We start from the raw sequence: 18,163 nt of genomic DNA, 5'->3' as shown, positions 1-18,163 counted from the left end.
GCTGAGTCCTGTGATGTACAGAACTCAGCCCTTAGCGGCCTAGCCCAAAACTGTCCAACTTTGCGGGGTCAGTTCAGCGCCGGGGCTTTTTGCGTGAGCGCGAAGACGCTTCGATACCCCGCGTCAAAAGCGAACGAGGGCGCTGGCATAGCCGGTGCTGAGCGTCATGGCATGCCCGCTCTCTCCCTTCAACTTCGCTGGAGACGCAACGATGACCATCCAGAGAAAGATCTCGAACTGGCGCAGGATCGGCCATTTCTGCACGACGCGCCTCGTCGATTATGGCGAGCTGATTCCGATCGAACTCGCCGAAACCAAGAAGCGCGTGCTTCACGAAGTCGTCGCGATGGTCGCGCTCACGATCGGCGCGCTGTTCACGTTGTCGTTCGTGTCGATCGCGGTGATCGTGACCGCCGTCGGCACGCCGCATCTCGTGCTGACGGCGTGGTGCGTCGCGGGCGCGTGGCTCGCCGTCGCGGTGATCTCCGTCATCGTCATGATGTCGCGCAAGCCGGCCGAGCCGTTTCAATTGCTGCGCGACCAGTTGCGGCGCGATGTCGACACGATCAGGGAGGTGGCGCAATGAAGCATGCCGTGCAACAGGAGATGATTCTCGCGCGCATGGCGGAATCGCGCGCGGAACTGGTGGCGGCGCATGCGCTCGACGAACCGGTGCGCATCGCGCGCGTGCCGCGTGTGCGGCCGCCGGCTTCGGCGAATGCCGCGCCGTGGTTTCTGCGCACGCCGAATGCGGAACTGATCGCGCTCGCGCTCGTCGGCGTGGCGATTCTCGGGCTGCGGCGCACGGTGCAGACGGCGGTGGGCGCGGGACTGAGCGCATCGACGCACCGCGCCTTCGGCGATTTTCTGAACGCATTGCGCGAATAAAAATTCGCGCAATGCAAAGAATAAAGCGCCTCAGCGTTTGCTGCGGCGCTTTTTCGGCTTGCCCGGCGCGAGCGCCGCCGACCACAGGGAAGACGCCTGCCGCTTCGCTTGCGCGCTCGCGCGGCCTCGCGTCTTCCCGATGACCGCGTTCGCGCCGGAAAGCCACATGCTCAGAAAAGGATTCTTCTTGACCCAGGGATTTCGCATGAGTCAGTGCAGGCGCATGGTGTTGTCGCCCGCGTCCTTCGGCAGTTTCGATTCGAGCGCTGCCTTGCGCTGCATGAGTTTTTTGCCGAGCGCGTCCAGATCGGCTCCGGACTTGCGCAGTTTCGGAAATAGATCCGACTCCTCCTCTTCGATGTGATGGCGCACCATCTCGCTCATCACCTTGAAGGTCGCGTCGAAACCCTTATCGCCCGCGCGCAGCGTGGTGAACTTGTCGATCAGCACCTTGACCAGAAAGTGCTCGACATACGCTTCTTCCACGTCCGGCCGGTCGTCTTCGTCGAGCGCTTCCTGCGCGGCGGGGTAGAGCAGTTCTTCCTCGATCATCGCGTGCACGGTCAGCTCTTCGCAGGCGCGACGCACCAGCGTGGCCTTCGCGTCGAGATCCTCCTCCTTCGCTTTTTCGAATGCATCGAACAGCTTTTCGACGGCGCGATGATCGTCCATCAGCATTTGAATCGCGTCCTGGCTCGGGGCGGCGCGGCTCGTCGCGGAGGTCGAATTTTGTGTGGGGGTCTGGCGAGGCATCGTGTTCTCCTTGATGGTGTGGGGTGCTCACCATCCACAGCAAATGGCGGACCCGAGACCCGCTAGCGCGCCGCGAGTCCGGGCGCTTCGCCGCGGCTGCCCGCGCGCCGTCCGCCGATCATTTCCGCCAGCCAGTTGATGAGGAGCGCCGTGTACGCATGCTGGCTGCCTTCGTCGGACAAGCCGTGATCCGCGCCGTCGATGACGCGATACGTCAGCGAATGCGCGCGCAGAAACGCCTGAAGATAGCTCGCGAGCACCGTATGCGGCACGATCTGGTCGTGCTCCGATTCGACCAGCAGCACGTCGCCGTGGAAATCCGCGGCTGCGCGCAGCGCGCGGTTTTCGCTCGCGGCCACGATGCGCCTGCGGTACGCGACCAGATCGTGCTCGGTGTGCAGCGCGCGCTTGGCGATGGTCCATCCGTCGTCGAGGTAGAGCGCGGGCACGCGCAGGCCGAGCCAGCGAACCGGCCTGAGCGACGTGACGATCGACGCGAGATAGCCGCCGTAGCTGCTGCCGATCACGGCGATCGACGTCTGATCGACGAGCGGGTGCGCGGCGAGCGTGTCGTAGGCCGCGAGCACATCGGCGAGATTGGTTTCGCGCGTCACTGTTTCCTGCGCTTCCCGGGTGCGCGCGTGGCCGGTGAGATCGAAAGTGAGACAGACGCAGCCGAGCGCCGCCGCCTGCCGCGCGCGCTCCATGTACTGCGCCTGATCGCCGCCCCAGCCGTGCACGAACAGCACGCCGGGAATGGTCGTCCCGGGCGTGACCACCGTGCCGTCGAGATAGCCGCGTTCGACGGGAATCTGAATCTCCTGCCGGTCTGCCGTCATGCGCTCGCTCCTCCGGCGGTCGTATCGACCGTATGGAACTTCGTGAGCGGACCCGTGCGCGGGTCCGTGCCGCGATAGTCGATGCAGGCGTGCGCGGGCACATCGACGTCGTCGCCATACGCTTCGACCGTCGATGCGCGCACGCGCCGCAGCGCGGGATCGTTCGCGAAGACGCGCAACGCGCCGATTTCCGCGCCGCTCGCACCGCCGATGCGCCACGACTGCTCCAGCACGCCGCAGACATGATCGCCGTTGCCGGCCGCGCCGCAGGCGACGTCGTAATTGCGGCGCGACGCGAAAAAATCCGGAAAGGCGTCGTGAATGGCGGCATCGAACGCGCGTGCGCGCCCGATCGCCATGCGCGCGTCGTCCGGCATGTCGATGCCTTCCAGCGCGTCGAAACCACCGCGCACGACGACCAGATCGGAGCCGCCGTACACGCTGTGCCCGTGATTGTTGCGCGTCAGATGTTGCACGCCGAAGTAACTCGCTTCGTGGGCGCGCACGCGCACGTGCCCCACGCTGAACGTGGCGATGTCGCGCAAGTCGCGCTCCAGCACCACGCCTTCGGCGCGAAGCGTCGCGTCGCCGATATCGTCGAGCTGCGCGGCGAGCTCGCTTTCATTCGCGATGACGGACTGCCCGCTTCCGCCGATTCCCGACGGACGCTTGAGCCGAACCGCGCCGTCTTTCCACAGCAGCGCGGCGGCGGCGTGGGCATCGTCGCGGGAGAATGCGGAATATCCCGGCAGAACCAGATTGCTGATCCGTTCGCCGAGCGCGTCGGGCCATCCCGCCGGCTTCGCACGCGCGCCGGGCGGCAGTCCGTGCGCGATGACCTTCGTCGCGACGAACGGATACGGCACCACGCCGCCGAAGAAATCGTCTTCGCGCGCGATGCCCATGCGGGCGGCGTCGTCGAGCGAGAGCGTGTCGTCGGGTATCAGATAGGGATGCGGATGCCGCCGCGCATCGTCGAATTCGCCGCAAAAGGGCGCGTCGAGCAGCCGGGCGATCTGCACGGCGAGGGAGCGCTGCGTATCGATTTCATGTTGTCCGCCCGCGGCCTTCTTGCCGCCGCAGTGGACGAACACGACCAGACCGTGATCGACAGACGGTGCCTTCATGCGCGCGCTCCGGTGTTAGCCGCTTGCAGTGTGCTTACAGCAAGCTTCGTTCCGGGCTGAGGGGCCGAGATGCTATGTGCGCGTATAACGCAGCCAGACGACGTCGTTATCGAGCGTTTCGACCGAGTCGAGCTTCAGATACGTGGGCTTGCGCCACGCATCCATGGCGATTTCGAACGACGACGTATGGGCTTCGCGCCCGTCCACGAGCGGGATCAAAAGCACGCTGACTTCATCGGCGAGTTGCGCATTCACGAACGCGCCGGAGACATGCCCGCCACCTTCGACGATCAGTTTGCGAATCTTCAGTTCGCGTTCGAGCGTCTCGACCACGCGCTTCAGTTCGATATCGTCCTTGCCGCCGAACACATACGACGCGCCGATCGATTGCAGATACGCGAGGTAATCGTCCTCGACGCTTTCGGCGAGCACTTCGACGATATGCGAATCGAGCGCCGTGCTGCGCTTCCAGGCGACGCGCCCCTTCGGGTCGATCGATATCGCGTACTGGCTTGCGTCGCGCGTCGCGAAGTGGTCCGTGCGCGGGATCGGGCCTTTCGCCAGTCCGCGCGGATAGTCGCGATCCTTGCCGTGCGAAATTTCCTGCATCGTGACGCGGCCGCATGCCCACGCATCGGCCTTGAAGCGCGCGGCCGTCTCTTCGTACGTCGGCGAGGCGAAATCGAGATTCCAGTTATCGGTGAGACTGCGTCCGTCGATCGACGACATCATGTGGCAGACGATGTGCATGCGAAAGCTCCAAAGAAACGGGAATGCGTTCGCGCGTGCAAGCGCTATTCCCGCGGCGGCGCGTTATGCGAAAATTGCTGATATGAAAAAGACCACTTCGCTCGTCGTTCCGATCCTGCTGATCGCGCTCAGTCCGCTCGCGCACGCGAGCCTGGAGTCGGGTGCGCATCAGTTCAAGGAGGATGTCAAATACGCCGGCCGCCAGACCGGGCATGCGGCGCGCGACGCCGCCCACGCGATCGGCGACGGCGCGAAATCGGCCGGCCATGCGATTGCGGATACCTCGAAGCGCGGCTATCAGGCCACCAAGAAATGGGTCAAGGGCGAAGACTAATGTCGCCTTCGATGCCCGGACACTTCTAAGCGTTGACTTGACAACGCACCCGAGCGCCTGTTATTAATAATGGTTATCATTTACACTTTTCGAACGCCGGCTTGACCGGCGCTCGCATCAATGACGTCCACGCGCGAGCTTCGGATTGCGCGACCGTCTCCTTCATCGAAAATTTGAACGCTTCCTTCCAGAAAAACGGGCCGATGACCGCCGTCGCCAGGCGCGTGCCGCTCGTGTCGCGCATCGTGGCCGCACTATTCGGCGGCTACGCGCTCGCCGCACTCGCCAGCGTGGCGGCGCTCGCCTTGCCGATGGACAAGCCGCAAGCCGTGCTGACCGGCATGCTCGCGAGCTTCATCGTCTATGCGTGTGCGGTGGTCTGGGTCTTCGCGGTTCGAAGCGCCGGGCGCGCGTGGGCGGGGCTCGCGATCGCCGCCGTGCCGCTCTTGCTCGCGGCATTCAGCGTGTGGACCGGAGGGCGCGTTTCGTGACGCGCGTCGCCCCCGCGAAGCCGCAAGGCCGCGGCATTCGCCAGAGCATGTCGGACCTGCATACGTGGGCAGGCCTGCTCGCCGGCTGGATTCTCTACGCGATGTTCCTGACCGGCACCGTCAGCTATTTCAAGGACGAGACGTCGCAATGGATGCGTCCCGAGCAGCCGCATCAGCGCGCGACGGCCGATCCGGCGCTCGTCGCGCAACGCGTGAGCGCGACGCTAGGCAAGATCGCCGCGGGCAGCCCGCAATGGAGCTTCGAGTTGCCGAACGAGCGGTCGAGCGTCGCCGGCGCGTTCTGGCGCTTGCCCGGCGTGGCGAACGGACGACGCGCGTTCGAGGAAGCGAGCTTCGATCCCGTCACGGGCGAGCGCACGAGCGCGCGCAAGACCCTCGGCGGCGAATTTTTCTATCGATTCCATTTCCAGTTTTATTACATGCCGGTGCTCTGGGGACGCTGGCTGGCGGGACTCTGCGCGATGTGCATGCTGGTCGCGATCGTGAGCGGCGTCATCACGCACAAGAAAATTTTCATCGACTTCTTCACGTTCCGATGGGGCAAGGGACAGCGCTCATGGCTCGACGCGCATAACGCGCTCTCGGTGTTCGGCCTGCCGTTTCACGCGATGATCACCTACACCGGTCTCGTCACGCTGATGGCCATGTATATGCCCTGGGGCGCGCAGAGCGCGTTCAAGACGCCCGCCGAACGCCAGACGATGCAAGTGCAGCTCAGCGCGTTCATCCAGCCGGGCAAGCCGGGCGGACAGAAGGCCACGCTTGCGCCCGTCGATGCGATGGTGCGCGAGGCGCAGGCACGCTGGGGCGCCGGCAAGGCCGGCCGCGTGACGATCACGAATCCTGGCGACATCACGGCGCGCGTGGCCGTCTCGCGCGGCGAGGCGTCGCGTGTGTCGATGAGCCCGCAGTACATGCTCTTCGATGGCGTGACGGGCAAGCTCATCGACGTGAAGGACGGCGTCGGCGCGGCGGCGGAAACGCGCGGCGTGCTGTACGCGCTGCACCTCGGACGCTTCAGCGACCTGCAATTGCGCTGGCTGTATTTCATCGTCAGCCTCGCGGGCACGGCGATGGTCGGCACCGGTCTCGTCATGTGGACCGTGAAGCGCCGTCAGAAGCTGCCCGATCCGGCGCGGCCCTACTTCGGCTTCTGGCTCGTCGAGCGTTTGAACATCGCGAGCATCGCGGGGCTTTCCGTCGCGATGACGGCCTTTCTGTGGGGCAATCGGCTGTTGCCGCTCGACATCGCCGCACGCGACAACGCGGAGATCAACCTGTTTTTCGCGGCATGGGGCGCGACCTTGCTGTACGCGTTGCTGCGACCCGCGAAGCGTGCATGGATCGAGTTGCTATGGCTTGCCGCCGCGATGCTCGCGCTGCTGCCCGTGCTCGATGCGCTGACGACCGATCGACCGTTCTGGCGCAGCGTCGCGCAGGGCGACTGGGTATTCGCGGGCTTCGAGCTGACGATGTGGGCCTTCGCCGCGCTGCATGCGTTGCTGGCGATACGCGTGACGCATCATCGTCCGCGTGTGAAGCCTGCGGGAAAGCGCGCTGCCGTGCGCCCGCTCGCGATCGAGCGCGAGAAGGAAAGCGCATGACGATTGCATTCTGCGTCACCGCATTCGCCTTTCTCGCGATCTCGATGGACCGCCATCAAACGGCCTTGTTCGGGCGCGAGTTTGCAGACGGACGATCGCGCGTGTTTCGCATCGCCGGATGGTGCGGCCTTGCGCTCGCGTTGCGCTTCGTCGTCGGAAATGAAGGATGGGCGCTCGGGCTCGTCACTTATAGCGGCTGCACAAGCCTTGCGGCGGGGCTCGTGTATGGCGGACTCATCCTGTACGCGCGTGTGGCGCATCACCAGCCGTGAAAGCGCGGCCATGTGAGGGTGCTGCCGTCTGACGCAAGCGCGCGATACTCGGGATACTGCGCGCCCGTCGCGCATGCATGATTCGGCAGAATGCGCAGCTTCATGCCGAGCGGAAAGCGCCGTGCGAGATCGTCGGCATGTTCAACCGCGATAATGCCGTGCTCCTGATTCGCGCCGATTAGCGCGCAGCCTTCGAGCGGCGTGCCATCGAGCGCGCAGGCGAGACCGTAGCCATAGTCGCGCGCCTGCTTCGATGTGCCCCGGTCGCGGCTCATCGCCATCCATCCCGCATCGACGATGACCCAGCCCTTCTCGGGTTGATGACCGATGACGCTCGTGAGCACGCTCAACGCGATATCGCTCGTCGCGCACGCGCCGACATTCGCCATCACCAGATCGAAGAACACATAGACGCCCGCGCGCACTTCGGTGACGCCTTCGAGATGCTTCGCGGCAAGCGCGGTCGGCGTGGAACCGACGCTGACGGTCTTGCAGGCGATGCCGTCTGCGCGGAGACGTTGCGCCGCGCGCACGCAGCCCGCGCGTTCCTGTTCGGCGAGCGCGGCCAGCGCTTCGGGGTCGTTCAGTTCGTAGCTGGAGCCGGCATGCGTCATCACGCCGCCGACGTCGATGCCGCCATCGCGAAGCACGCGGGCTATCGCGAGCAACGCATCGTCGTCGGGCGAGAGGCCTGAGCGATGTCCGTCCGTGTCGATCTCCAGCCAGACTTCGAACGTGATGTTGGCGGTCTTGCAAAACTCGACGATCGCCGATGCCGCCGTCACGTTATCGACGATGATCTTCAGATCGCAGCCTCGCTGCTTCAGCGCCATCGCGCGCGGCAGTTTTGCGGGAACCATGCCGACTGCATACAGCACGTCCGTGATGCCCGTCGCGAAAAACTGCTCCGCTTCCTTGAGGGTCGAGACGGTAATGCCCTGAGCGCCCGCTGCGATCTGCGCGCGCACGACATCGAGACACTTGGTCGTCTTCACATGCGGACGGAAGCGCACGCCGAGCGCGTTCATGCGCACCTGCATGGCATCGATGTTGTGCTGCATCTTCGCGATATCGACGATCGCGGCGGGGGTGTCGAGTTGTTCGATATTCATGATGTGATGGCGTTATGCAATGGGGCCTTCAGGAATCTTGCGCTGCAACGCGACCGCGATCGCGCTGCCGACGATCAGCGCGATGCCCGCGAGCGAAAGCGGCGCGATGGTTTCGCCCCACACGATATAGGCGAACAACGCCGCCCAGACGATGCTCGTGTAGTTGAAGGGCGCGAGCGTGCCCGCATCGGCGCGTCGAAACGCGACCGTCATCAGGATCTGGCCGACCGTCGCCAATGCACCTAGCAGCGCCATCAAAAGCAGGGCGTCGAACGTCGGCGTCTTCCAGCCGAATGCGAGCGTGCCGCCCGCGACGACGGTGCCTACAGCGGTGAAGAAAAGCACGGTGGTGCGCGAGTCGTCGGTGGCGCGAATGCGCTTGATCTGGATGATGGACAGCGCGCCGCACAATGCGCTCGACAACAGAAGCACCGGCCCGAGCCAGTTCGATTCGCCGCCGCCGGGCCGCACGACGAGCAGCACGCCCGCGAAGCCGATCAATGCCGCGATGGCCGCGCGCAGGGTGAGCCGTTCCTTCAGGATGAAGGGCGCGAGCAGGACGACGATCAACGTCTCCGAATACGCGATGGCCACGGCCTCGCCGAGCGGAATATAAGGCAGGCCCGCGAAGAAGAAACCCGATGCGCCGAGCAGCGTCAGCGCACGCCATGTCTGTCCCTTGATGTCGAGACGCCGCACGCGGTCCAGCAGCGAACGTTCGCCGACACAGCATGCGGCGATGGCGGGAACGAGCCCGAACAACATGCGGAAAAAAGTCAGTTCATTCGCCGGATAGCGCAGCACGATGGCCTTCGCGAGCGTATCGACGATCGCGAAACAAAGCATCGAAGCAAGGATGAAGCCAATGCTCGCGAGAGGCAGAGGGCTCGGGCGCGAGATGCTGGTGGACGGCATGACGGAATCGGGTCGTGAGCGAGCCTCGAATCATCGCACATGCGCGCGCAAGCCCGTTCGTCTACGGGAAAGCCATTATTTTTGACCGGTTGACTCGCAGAAAAGTCCTGCTAGGATACATTCATCAGATTCATCAGCACACTGACAATATTTTCGAAGGGGCCAAACATGGCGCTTACGTTCGCGGCGAAACTCGCCGATCTGGTTGAAGACGAGCCGCTCGGCGTGACGATCGGCGAGGAGCGTATCGCGCTCTATTTGCTCGACGGCGAAGTGCATGCGACGCACAACGTCTGCACGCATCAGTTCGCGTTGTTGAGCGACGGCTATATGGAAGACGGCTGCATCGAATGTCCGCTGCATCAGGGACGATTCGACATCCGCACGGGTGCGGCGCAATGCGCGCCGGTCACGCAGCCGATCCGCGTGTACGGCGTGCAGGTGGAAGGCGGCGAGATCTACGTCGATCTTTGATGCGAACGAGTGCGGAGCGAAGAACATGACGCAGACCGTTTTGATTATCGGCGCGGGACAAGCCGGAGCGCGCGCAGCAGAGGCGCTGCGAACGCACGGCTTCGAAGGGCGCATCGTGCTCGTCGGCGACGAGCGTCACGCACCGTATGAAAGGCCGCCGCTGTCGAAAGACGTGCTCGTCGCGCAAGACGATGACGATTGCTTCGACAGCTGGGTGCACGCTGCCGCGCTGTATGCCGATGCGCGCATCGAATGGTCGAACGATCGCGTTCTTGCGCTCGACACGCAACGGCACATTGCGACGCTCGAACGCGGCGGGGAACTGCGCTACGACCATTGTCTGTTGACGACCGGCGGACGCGCACGACGCTTGCCAAATGCGCCCGAAGGTCCGCATACGTTCTATCTGCGCACGCTCGACGATGCCATGCGTCTGCGCGCCCGCCTCGCGACGGCGCGTTCGGTGGCGGTGATCGGCGGCGGCTTTCTCGGGCTCGAATTCGCGTCGAGTGCGCGAACGCGCGGCCTCGATGTGAGCGTGTTCGAATCCGCATCGAGCTTGCTGAGCCGCGCCTTGCCGCCGATGTTCTCCGAACGCTTGCGCATGAAGCACGAGACACATGGCGTGCGCTTCGTCTTCGATGCGGCGCAGTTGCACATCGCGGAGCACGCAAGCGGCGTGCAGATTGGCGAAGCGCACTTCGATCTGTGCGTGATCGCCATCGGGCAGGTGCCGAACGACGATATCGCGCGAGACGCGGGCATCGCGACGAACAATGGCATCAGCGTGGATCGTCATTGCCGCACGTCGGCGGCCGATGTCTATGCCGCCGGCGATTGCACGCGCTTTCCTTATGGCGCGAATGACCGCGCAACGCGTCTGGAATCGTGGCAGAACGCGCAGGAACAGGCGATCGCCGCGGCGCGCAACATCGCGGGCGATGCCGTGACGTATGCACCGACGCCGTGGTTCTGGACCGATCAATACGACTGGAACATTCAGATGCTCGGCTTGCCCGATAGCGCCGTCGATCGATGGATCGAACGCGCGGGCGCGGAGGGCAAGACGCTTTTGCTGGGGCTGAGCGACGGTGTCATCGTCCAGGCGCTCGCGATCAATCAGGGCGGCGAGCTGCGGGCGATCCGGCGGCTCGTCGAAGAAGCCGTGCCGGTGGACGCCGCCATGCTCGCGGACCCCACGGTCAAGCTGCGCCAGCTCGAACGGCTGACTCGCTCAACACACTCGGGAGATCAAGGTGTACTCGTCTGAAACGATCATCGGCATCCATACGCCGCAAACCAAGAATCCGCCCATAGAAGGGCTCGCGTGGCCGGAAGAAGGACTGCAATGCATTCCGGACTGGGTCTATACGAGCGAAGCGGTCTATACGCGCGAAGTCGAGCGGATCTTTCATGGCCGCACCTGGAACTTCGTCGCGCTGGAAGCGGAAGTGCCGAATGCGGGCGATTACAAGCGCTCGTACGTGGGGCCGACGCCCGTCGTCGTGTCGCGTGCGGAAGACGGTTCGATCAACGTGTTCGAGAATCGCTGCGCGCATCGCGGCGCGGAATTCTGCCGCCACAGCCGCGGCAACAACAAGGAATTCGTGTGCCCGTATCACCAATGGTCGTATGACCTGAAGGGCAATCTGCAGGGCGTGCCGTTCAGACGCGGCGTGAACAAGCTGGGCGGCATGCCGAAGGACTTCCGCAACGACGCGCACGGTCTGCGCAAGCTCGCCGTCGCGACCCGCAATGGCGTGGTCTTCGCGTCATTTACGCACGACATGGAGCCGCTCGAAGACTATCTCACGCCCGAGATCCTCGAAGACTTCGACGCCGTGTTCAACGGCAAGCCGCTGCGCGTGCTCGGTTTCTACAAGAACGAGCTGCCTTGCAACTGGAAGATGTATCACGAGAATCTGAAGGACCCGTATCACGCGACGCTGCTGCATTCGTTTCTCGTCGTGTTCGGCCTGCTCGTGGCGGGCAACCGCTCGGCGATGGTCGCGGACAGCAAGTACGGCATTCACGGCACGATGGCTTCGGCGAAAAGCGATTCGCTGTACGCGACCATCGACGAAGACAAAAAGAAGGAGATGCGCTCCTTTCACGACGGCATGACCTTGCGCGACGAGCGCTTTCTGGAGTTCGTGAAGGAATTCGATTCCGAATGGTCTGTGACGATGCAGACCATCTGGCCGAACCTCATCGTGCAGCGCGAGATGAACACGCTCGGCGTTCGCCATATCGTGCCGAACGGCCCCAACAGCATGATCATGCTGTGGACGATGTTCGGCTATGAAGACGACAGCGAAGACATGGTGCGTCACCGTCTGCGTCAGGGCAATCTGATGGGGCCTGCCGGCTTTCTTGGCCTCGAAGACAACGAGGCGATGAAGTTCGTTCAGGAAGGTGTGCGCCGCTCGGTGACGGACCGCAGCATCATCAAGCTCGATGGCGACAAGATCGGCACGGCCGATAACCTGATCTCCGAGGCGGCCATTCGCGCCATGTACAAACACTACCGTGAAGTGATGGGGTTCTAGATGTTGCCAGGATTCGAGAAACAGAACATCGCCCACGACAAGGCGCTGATTGCACGCGCTGCGGTCGAGGATTTTCATGCCGAGTATTGCGCGGCGCTGGATAGCGGCGATATCGAGCGGTGGCCGGAATTCTTCACCGAGAACTGCCTTTACCGCGTGACCGAGCATGAGAACGTGGTCAATAACTTTCCGGTCGGGCTCGTCTATGCGGAAGGGCGCGACATGCTGCGCGATCGCGCCGTGGCGATTGCACGCACGCAAATGTTCGCGCCGCGCCAGATGCTGCATTTCGTATCGAACGTGCGCATCCTGAACGCGACCGACGAGGAAATCGTCGCGCAGAGCAATTACATGCTGCTGCAAACGCTTGTCGAAGGCGCGACCACCCTGCATCAGGCGGGCAGGCTTTTTGACCGCTTCGCGCGCAATGGTAACGTGCTTCTGCTGAAAGAAAGACAGGCGGTCTACGACACGGCGATGATCGCCAACGATCTCGCCTATCCCGTTTGATGTCGCTGGACGCCCATTCCGGAGAGAGCGCATGAGTGATACGGAACATACCGAAGCGCCGGTCGAAAGCGGCGGCGTCGGCGCGCGCGTCAGGCGTCGCGAGGACGAACGGCATCTGCATGGCAAGGGCAAGTTCGTCGCCGACTACACGTTTCCCGATTTGCAGGAAGTCGCGTTTCTGCGCAGCCCCGTGGCGCATGCGCGCATCGTGCGCATCGGCAAGCCCGGCAATCATGCGGCGCAGGTCGTCGTGCGCGACGACATGCAAGGCGCCACCGATATCGTCGCCGATTCGAGCCTGCCCACCTACAAGCCTTCGTCGCATCCGCCGCTTGCGTCGGGCAAGGTGCGTTTCGTCGGCGAGCCCGTGGCGATGTGCTTCGCGAAGACGCGTGCGCTTGCCGAAGATATCGCGGAAGAAATCGAGCTGGACCTCGACGAGCTGCCCGCCTTCGCGAATGCGTTCACCGCGCGCGAACGCACCGATGTGCGCGTGCACGATCACTGGACCGACAATCTCTTTCTCGACCTCAAGGCCGACGTGAACTTCGACGAACTCGCGAAGGATGCGCCCGTCGTCGTGAAGCAGAAGGTCGATCTCGCGCGGCAATGCATGGTGCCGATGGAAGGCAAGGCCGTGCTCGCGTACTGGGATCATACACATTCGCAACTCGTTGTCATTACATCGACGCAAGTGCCGCACATGATTCGCACGGTGCTTTCGCAATGTCTCGGCATCGATCATGCGCAGGTACGCGTGATCTCGCCCGATGTCGGCGGCGCGTTCGGCTACAAGTGCGTGCTTCAGCAGGAAGAGCTTTGCATTGCGTGGCTCGCGCTCACCTACAAGAAGCCGTTTCGCTTCATCGAAGACCGGCGCGAGCACTTGATCGCGGGCGCGAACTCGCGTCAGCATCATTACGAACTCACCGCCTATGCCGATAAGAACGGCCGCCTGCTCGCGCTCGATGCCAATCTTCTCATCGACGGCGGCGCGTATTCGGCGTGGCCTTTCACCATCGGGCTCGAAACGGGACAGGCGCTCGGCAATCTTCCCGGCCCCTATGATTTCTCGGGTTATCGCTGCCGCACGCAATGCGCGGCGACCAACAAGCCGGGCTTTCTGCCGTATCGCGGCGTCGCGCGCACGGGTGTGTGCTTCGCCATCGAGCTGACGATGGATGCGATCGCGCGCGCGGTGGGGCGTGAAGCGTGGGAAGTGCGTCATGACAATCTCGTGCGCGGCGCGGACATGCCTTATACGAACGTCGTGAAAAAGCACTATGACAGCGGCGATTTCCAGGAAAGCCTGCGGCGCGCCGTGGCGCAACTCGATGTGCAGAAATGGCGCGCGCGCCAGAAGAGCGGCGAGAAGGATGGACGTCTCGTCGGCATCGGCTTCGCGACGTTCACGGAGCAGTCGGCGCATGGCACGGCGGTGTTCGCGTCGTGGGGTTTGCCGGTCGTGCCGGGCTACGACCTCGCAACCGTGCGCATCACCGCGGATGGCGGCCTCGAACTTCGAGCGGGTATTCATTCGCATGGGCAAGGCATGGAAACGACGCTCGCGCAGATCGCGAACGAAGTGCTCGGCGTGCCGCTGCACAAGATCAAGGTCGTGCATGGCGATACGGCGCTCACGCCCTATTCGACGGGCACGTATGCATCGCGCAGCATCGTGATGGCGGGCGGCGCGGTTGCAGCGACGTGCCGCGAGCTCTTGCCGCGCCTGCTTTTCATCGGTGCGCATCTGATCGGCGAAGAAGAGAACGCGGTGCGCTTCGAGCATGGCGAAGTGATCGGCGAGAAGGGACGCGTGACGATTCAGGAGATCGCCGCTGCATGGTATCTGCGTCCGGAGCGTTTGCCCGCCGGCGTGAATCTCGCGGGCCTCGAAGCGACGCAAGGCTTCAAGCCGAAAGTCGATACGGGCGCGTTCAGCTACGCGACGCACGCCGCAGCCGTCGCCGTCGATACGAAGACGGGCGATGTCGAGATTCTGGATTATGTGATCGTCGAGGATTGCGGACGCATGATCAATCCGATGGTCGTCGAAGGGCAGACCATCGGCGGTACGGCGCAGGGCATCGGCACGGCGTTCTACGAGGAAACGCTTTACGACGACAACGCGCAGCCGCTTACGTCGACGCTCGCCGACTATATGTTGCCGGGGCCGACCGAGTTGCCGTCGCTCACGATCATCCATATGGAAACGCCGTCGCCTTATACGGAGTTCGGTGCAAAGGGTGTGGGCGAAGGCGGGGCCATCGCGCCGCCCGCCGCGCTCTTCAACGCGGTGAACGATGCGCTCGTACCGCTGGGTGCGGTCGTCTCTGAAACGCCTTTGACGCCGCGCCGTCTGCTCACGGCGATCGAAGCGGCGAAGGCCCGCGAGCACGCCAGCAAGAACGAGTTGAGTCAGGAGATCGCAGGATGAAAGCCGCTGCGTTCGAATATGTGAGGGCGGCTTCGTTGCCCGATGCGCTCAGGGAATTGAGCAGCGCGAAGCCGATAGCCGGCAGTCAGTCGATGGGACCGATGCTGAATCTGCGTCTTGCACGGCCGGCGCGTGTGGTCGATGTATCGCGCATCGCGGATCTTCGAGGCGTCGCCGAAGCGGGCGAGTTCGTGCGCGTGGGCGCATCGGTGACGCATGCCGAAATCGAAGACGGCAAGCACGCGCTGCTGCGGCATCCGTATTTGCGGCATGTGGCGGGCGGCATCGCGTATCGCGCGATCCGCAATCGCGGCACGATCGGCGGAAGTCTCGCGCATGCCGATCCGGCCGCGGACTGGCCGCTTGCGTTGTCGGCGCTGGATGCGCCTCTGGAGTTGTCGAGCGCGAACGGCACGCGGCAGGTGCGCGCGAGCGAGTTCATGCTCGGCGCGTTCACGACGCGCCTCGAAGAGGGCGAAATCATTACCGCGGTGCTGCTGCCGAAGCTCGGCCCGACCTTGCGCTGGGGCTATTACAAGCTATGCCGCAAGACCGGCGAATTTGCGCATGCGAGCGCGGCCGCCGCGTTCGACGCGCGTTCGGGTCTCGCACGCATCGTGCTCGGCGCGCTCGATGGTCCGCCCGCTGCGCTCGACGATCTCGCGCGCCAGGTCGCGCAGCGCGGTCCGGCCGCCGCCACCGGCGATGCCCTCGCGCAAGCGGTGGCAAGCGCGATGCCGAACGCGGACAGCATCGACCGGTCGATTCATGCAGCGGCGCTCGAACGTTGCCTCGCGCAGGCGTTCGGCGCATCGAACGCGAATCCAGCTTAGAGAGACTGCAATGTCCGTTATCGAACTCACAATCAATGACCGTTCCGTGCGCAGCGATATCGAATCGCGCGTGCATCTCGGCGACTTTCTGCGCGATACGCATAACCTGACCGGCACGCACCTCGGCTGCGAGCACGGCGTGTGCGGCGCGTGCACCGTGCTCGTCGATGGCGAACCGGTCCGCTCGTGCATCACGTTCGCCGTGGCGTGCGACCAGCAGAAGGTTCGCACCATCGAAGGCTTCGACGACGACGAACTGATGAAGCGTCTGCGTCGCGCGTTTTCGATTCATCACGGGTTGCAATGCGGCTACTGCACGCCGGGCATGCTCATCACCGCGCGCGATATCGTGCGCCGTTTCCCCGATGCCGACGAAGCGCGCATCAGGCTCGAACTGTCGGGCAATCTGTGCCGATGCACGGGCTATATGGGCATCGTCGCGGCGATCAGCGCGGTGCTTCGGGAGTTGAAGGAAAACCCGATCGCAGACGTGCCGGCCGCACGCGAGATCGTTAGCGATGCAACGGCCAGCGCGCCTGCGTTCGAAACGTTCGCGGCGGCGCCCGCTGCGGTGCCGCAAGCGCCCGTCGCGGCGAGCGCGGCATCGAAGGATCAGCCCGCCACTCAACGCAAAGGCTGGACGGCAATCGACGACAGTTTCGTCGTGCCTTTCCCGCTGGAAAAAGTCTGGAGGTTCATGGGCGATCTGCCCTCGGTCACGTCGTGTTTGCCCGGCGCGGAACTCGTGGAACACGACGGCGAAAGCGTGAAAGGGAAGATCGCCATCAAGTTCGGACCGATGTCGGCGAACTTCGCGGGCGCGGCACGGCTGGAGCGCGACGACGCCGCGCATCGTGCCGTCATGCGCGGCGCGGGGCAGGACAACATCAGCCGCTCACGCGCGAACGGCGACGTCACCTACGCATTGAGCAGCGAAGCGCAAGGCGCGCAAACGCGCGTGGCCGTCACGCTCGAATACATGTTGCAGGGGCCGCTCGCGCAGTTCTCGCGCTCGGGGCTCGTGAAGGATTTCGTGCGGCGGATGATCGCGGATTTCGGCGCGCGCATCACGGCGCAACTCGGCGGCAATGCCGCGCCGGAGGCGTCGGCGTCGGCATCGTCGGCGAAGTTCAATGCGGGCAGCCTCGTGTGGAGCGTCATCTGGGGGCGTATCCGGCAACTCTTTGGAAAGGGCGGTTGAGCGGGACACGTCGAGCCTTCAATGGCTCGTCGTGCGGTCATATCGTCAGTCTACTGATTAAATGGAGTTCACATGAGCAAGCGGATTCGCAAGATCGCCCTGGAAGAGCACTTCGGCACGCCGGGTTTTCAGGGCTATTCGAAAAGTTTCACGCAGCATATCGCGCCTGAAGTATTGCGCGATCTCGCCGCGCGTCTGAGCGATTTCGACGAGCAACGCATCGTCGAAATGGATCGCGCGGGCATCGACTATACGATTCTTTCGCAGACGGGTCCGAGCGTGCAGGGCGAGCCCGATGCGGCGCTCGCGATCAGCCGGGCGAAGGACAGCAACGACTTTCTTGCGCAACAGATCGCGCGTCATCCATCGCGTTTCGGCGGCTTCGCTACTCTTCCGATGCATACCGCGAAAGCGGCATCGGACGAACTGACGCGCACCGTTCGCGAACTCGGTTTCAAGGGCGCGCTCGTCAACGGTCATACGCTGGGCGTCTATTACGACGACCGCGCCTACGATCCCTTCTGGGCGACGATGCAGGAACTCGACGTGCCCCTGTACCTGCACCCGACCGATGCCTTCGTGAATCCGCGCGTGCTCGACGGTCATCCGGAACTCGCCGGCGCGACCTGGGGCTGGGGCGTCGAAACCGGCAGTCACGCATTGCGCCTCTTGTTCAGCGGCATATTCGATCGCTTCCCGAAGCTCAAGATCATTCTCGGTCACATGGGCGAAGGCCTGCCGTTCCTGCGCTGGCGTTTCGATAGCCGCTTTGCCGTCTATTCGCATGGCGTCACGCTCGAACGCGCGCCGTCCGAGTACATCGGCACGAACATATTGATCACGACTTCGGGCGTGTGCTCGGCGCCCGCCCTCATCGGCGCGATCGGCGAAATGGGCGCGCACGCGGTGATGTTCTCGGTCGACTATCCGTACGAATCGACGGAACTCGCAGCGGAATTCATCGAGCGTGCGCCGCTCGACGAAGCCACGCGCGCGCTCGTCTGCCACGGCAACGCGGAACGCATTTTCCGCCTTTGAGATTTCAGAAGACCA

At 63.8% G+C, this 18,163-nt stretch carries 21 protein-coding genes; 14 read left to right on the top strand and 7 right to left on the bottom strand.

Translation table 11 applies throughout. The annotated features are described in order from the left end of the window. Positions 1-211: 211 nt before the first annotated feature. The gene (locus AWB70_RS08760) at positions 212-586 is read left to right on the top strand and encodes a phage holin family protein (RefSeq protein WP_014252427.1); all 375 of its coding nucleotides are present in this window, start codon (positions 212-214) and stop codon (positions 584-586) included. Further along, complete coding sequence (locus tag AWB70_RS08755; RefSeq protein ID WP_045460887.1) at positions 583-888, top strand: hypothetical protein; 306 nt, start codon at positions 583-585, stop codon at positions 886-888. Before AWB70_RS08760 ends, AWB70_RS08755 begins: the two co-directional genes overlap by 4 nt. 30 nt (positions 889-918) lie before the next feature. On the opposite strand, the gene AWB70_RS38970 is transcribed toward AWB70_RS08755, so the two are convergent. The 5 genes from AWB70_RS38970 to AWB70_RS08735 all read right to left on the bottom strand — a co-directional run bounded on the left by AWB70_RS38970 (position 919) and on the right by AWB70_RS08735 (position 4,357). Then, positions 919-1,095, bottom strand: coding sequence for a hypothetical protein (locus tag AWB70_RS38970; protein WP_167351017.1), 177 nt, complete (start codon positions 1,093-1,095; stop codon positions 919-921). 3 nt (positions 1,096-1,098) lie between these two features. Then, a complete protein-coding gene (locus AWB70_RS08750) occupies positions 1,099-1,641 on the bottom strand; it encodes a hemerythrin domain-containing protein (protein ID WP_053571420.1) in 543 nt (180 codons plus the stop codon). Between the two features lie 62 nt (positions 1,642-1,703). Further along, positions 1,704-2,480 carry an alpha/beta hydrolase family protein gene (locus AWB70_RS08745; protein ID WP_053571419.1) on the bottom strand — a complete coding sequence of 259 codons (777 nt, stop codon included), beginning with the start codon at positions 2,478-2,480 and terminating at the stop codon, positions 1,704-1,706. Beyond that, positions 2,477-3,607 carry a DUF3182 family protein gene (locus AWB70_RS08740; RefSeq protein WP_053571418.1) on the bottom strand — a complete coding sequence of 377 codons (1,131 nt, stop codon included), beginning with the start codon at positions 3,605-3,607 and terminating at the stop codon, positions 2,477-2,479. Before AWB70_RS08740 ends, AWB70_RS08745 begins: the two co-directional genes overlap by 4 nt. 72 nt (positions 3,608-3,679) lie before the next feature. Then, complete coding sequence (locus tag AWB70_RS08735) at positions 3,680-4,357, bottom strand: dihydrofolate reductase family protein (protein ID WP_053571417.1); 678 nt, start codon at positions 4,355-4,357, stop codon at positions 3,680-3,682. An 82-nt stretch (positions 4,358-4,439) separates the two neighbouring features. Here AWB70_RS08735 and AWB70_RS08730 point away from each other — a divergent pair, with 82 nt between their 5' ends. The 4 genes from AWB70_RS08730 (at position 4,440) to AWB70_RS08715 (ending at position 7,079) form a co-directional block, all read left to right on the top strand. Next, positions 4,440-4,691 carry a hypothetical protein gene (locus AWB70_RS08730; protein WP_053572086.1) on the top strand — a complete coding sequence of 84 codons (252 nt, stop codon included), beginning with the start codon at positions 4,440-4,442 and terminating at the stop codon, positions 4,689-4,691. A 203-nt stretch (positions 4,692-4,894) separates the two neighbouring features. Beyond that, on the top strand, positions 4,895-5,182 hold the full coding sequence (locus tag AWB70_RS08725; RefSeq protein WP_053572085.1) for a DUF3649 domain-containing protein: 288 nt from the start codon (positions 4,895-4,897) through the stop codon (positions 5,180-5,182). 47 nt (positions 5,183-5,229) lie between these two features. Beyond that, complete coding sequence (locus tag AWB70_RS08720) at positions 5,230-6,807, top strand: PepSY-associated TM helix domain-containing protein (RefSeq protein WP_053572084.1); 1,578 nt, start codon at positions 5,230-5,232, stop codon at positions 6,805-6,807. After that, positions 6,804-7,079, top strand: a complete 276-nt coding sequence (locus AWB70_RS08715; protein WP_053571416.1) for a DUF3325 domain-containing protein — start codon at positions 6,804-6,806, stop codon at positions 7,077-7,079. Before AWB70_RS08720 ends, AWB70_RS08715 begins: the two co-directional genes overlap by 4 nt. On the opposite strand, the gene AWB70_RS08710 is transcribed toward AWB70_RS08715, so the two are convergent. Both AWB70_RS08710 and AWB70_RS08705 read right to left on the bottom strand, forming a co-directional pair. Beyond that, positions 7,067-8,191: a DSD1 family PLP-dependent enzyme gene (locus tag AWB70_RS08710; RefSeq protein ID WP_053571415.1), complete on the bottom strand. Its 1,125-nt coding sequence runs from the start codon at positions 8,189-8,191 to the stop codon at positions 7,067-7,069. The two genes, AWB70_RS08715 and AWB70_RS08710, sit on opposite strands and share 13 nt — an antisense overlap. A 12-nt stretch (positions 8,192-8,203) precedes the next feature. Next, on the bottom strand, positions 8,204-9,106 hold the full coding sequence (locus AWB70_RS08705; protein WP_053571414.1) for a DMT family transporter: 903 nt from the start codon (positions 9,104-9,106) through the stop codon (positions 8,204-8,206). Between the two features lie 168 nt (positions 9,107-9,274). Here AWB70_RS08705 and AWB70_RS08700 point away from each other — a divergent pair, with 168 nt between their 5' ends. The 8 genes from AWB70_RS08700 (at position 9,275) to AWB70_RS08665 (ending at position 18,148) form a co-directional block, all read left to right on the top strand. Beyond that, on the top strand, positions 9,275-9,580 hold the full coding sequence (locus tag AWB70_RS08700) for a non-heme iron oxygenase ferredoxin subunit (RefSeq protein WP_045460867.1): 306 nt from the start codon (positions 9,275-9,277) through the stop codon (positions 9,578-9,580). A 25-nt stretch (positions 9,581-9,605) separates the two neighbouring features. Continuing rightward, positions 9,606-10,850 (top strand): NAD(P)/FAD-dependent oxidoreductase, encoded by a 1,245-nt coding sequence (locus AWB70_RS08695; protein WP_053571413.1) that lies wholly within the window; start codon positions 9,606-9,608, stop codon positions 10,848-10,850. Continuing rightward, positions 10,837-12,129, top strand: coding sequence for an aromatic ring-hydroxylating dioxygenase subunit alpha (locus tag AWB70_RS08690; protein ID WP_053571412.1), 1,293 nt, complete (start codon positions 10,837-10,839; stop codon positions 12,127-12,129). Before AWB70_RS08695 ends, AWB70_RS08690 begins: the two co-directional genes overlap by 14 nt. Further along, positions 12,130-12,639 (top strand): aromatic-ring-hydroxylating dioxygenase subunit beta, encoded by a 510-nt coding sequence (locus AWB70_RS08685; RefSeq protein ID WP_053571411.1) that lies wholly within the window; start codon positions 12,130-12,132, stop codon positions 12,637-12,639. Between the two features lie 31 nt (positions 12,640-12,670). Next, a complete protein-coding gene (locus AWB70_RS08680) occupies positions 12,671-15,076 on the top strand; it encodes a xanthine dehydrogenase family protein molybdopterin-binding subunit (RefSeq protein ID WP_053571410.1) in 2,406 nt (801 codons plus the stop codon). Continuing rightward, entirely contained in the window at positions 15,073-15,909 is an 837-nt protein-coding gene (locus tag AWB70_RS08675) for an FAD binding domain-containing protein (protein WP_053571409.1), read from the top strand. The genes AWB70_RS08680 and AWB70_RS08675 overlap by 4 nt, the downstream gene beginning before the upstream one ends. Before the next feature lie 10 nt (positions 15,910-15,919). Further along, a complete protein-coding gene (locus AWB70_RS08670) occupies positions 15,920-17,110 on the top strand; it encodes a xanthine dehydrogenase family Fe-S subunit (protein WP_053571408.1) in 1,191 nt (396 codons plus the stop codon). A gap of 72 nt (positions 17,111-17,182) precedes the next feature. Then, positions 17,183-18,148 (top strand): amidohydrolase family protein, encoded by a 966-nt coding sequence (locus tag AWB70_RS08665; RefSeq protein WP_053571407.1) that lies wholly within the window; start codon positions 17,183-17,185, stop codon positions 18,146-18,148. Positions 18,149-18,163: the final 15 nt, after the last annotated feature.

The sequence above is a fragment of the Caballeronia cordobensis genome, from assembly GCF_001544575.2.
Taxonomy (GTDB): domain Bacteria; phylum Pseudomonadota; class Gammaproteobacteria; order Burkholderiales; family Burkholderiaceae; genus Caballeronia; species Caballeronia cordobensis.
Note: the sequence above shows the minus strand (reverse complement) of the source record. Positions and strands in the feature narration are given on the sequence as shown.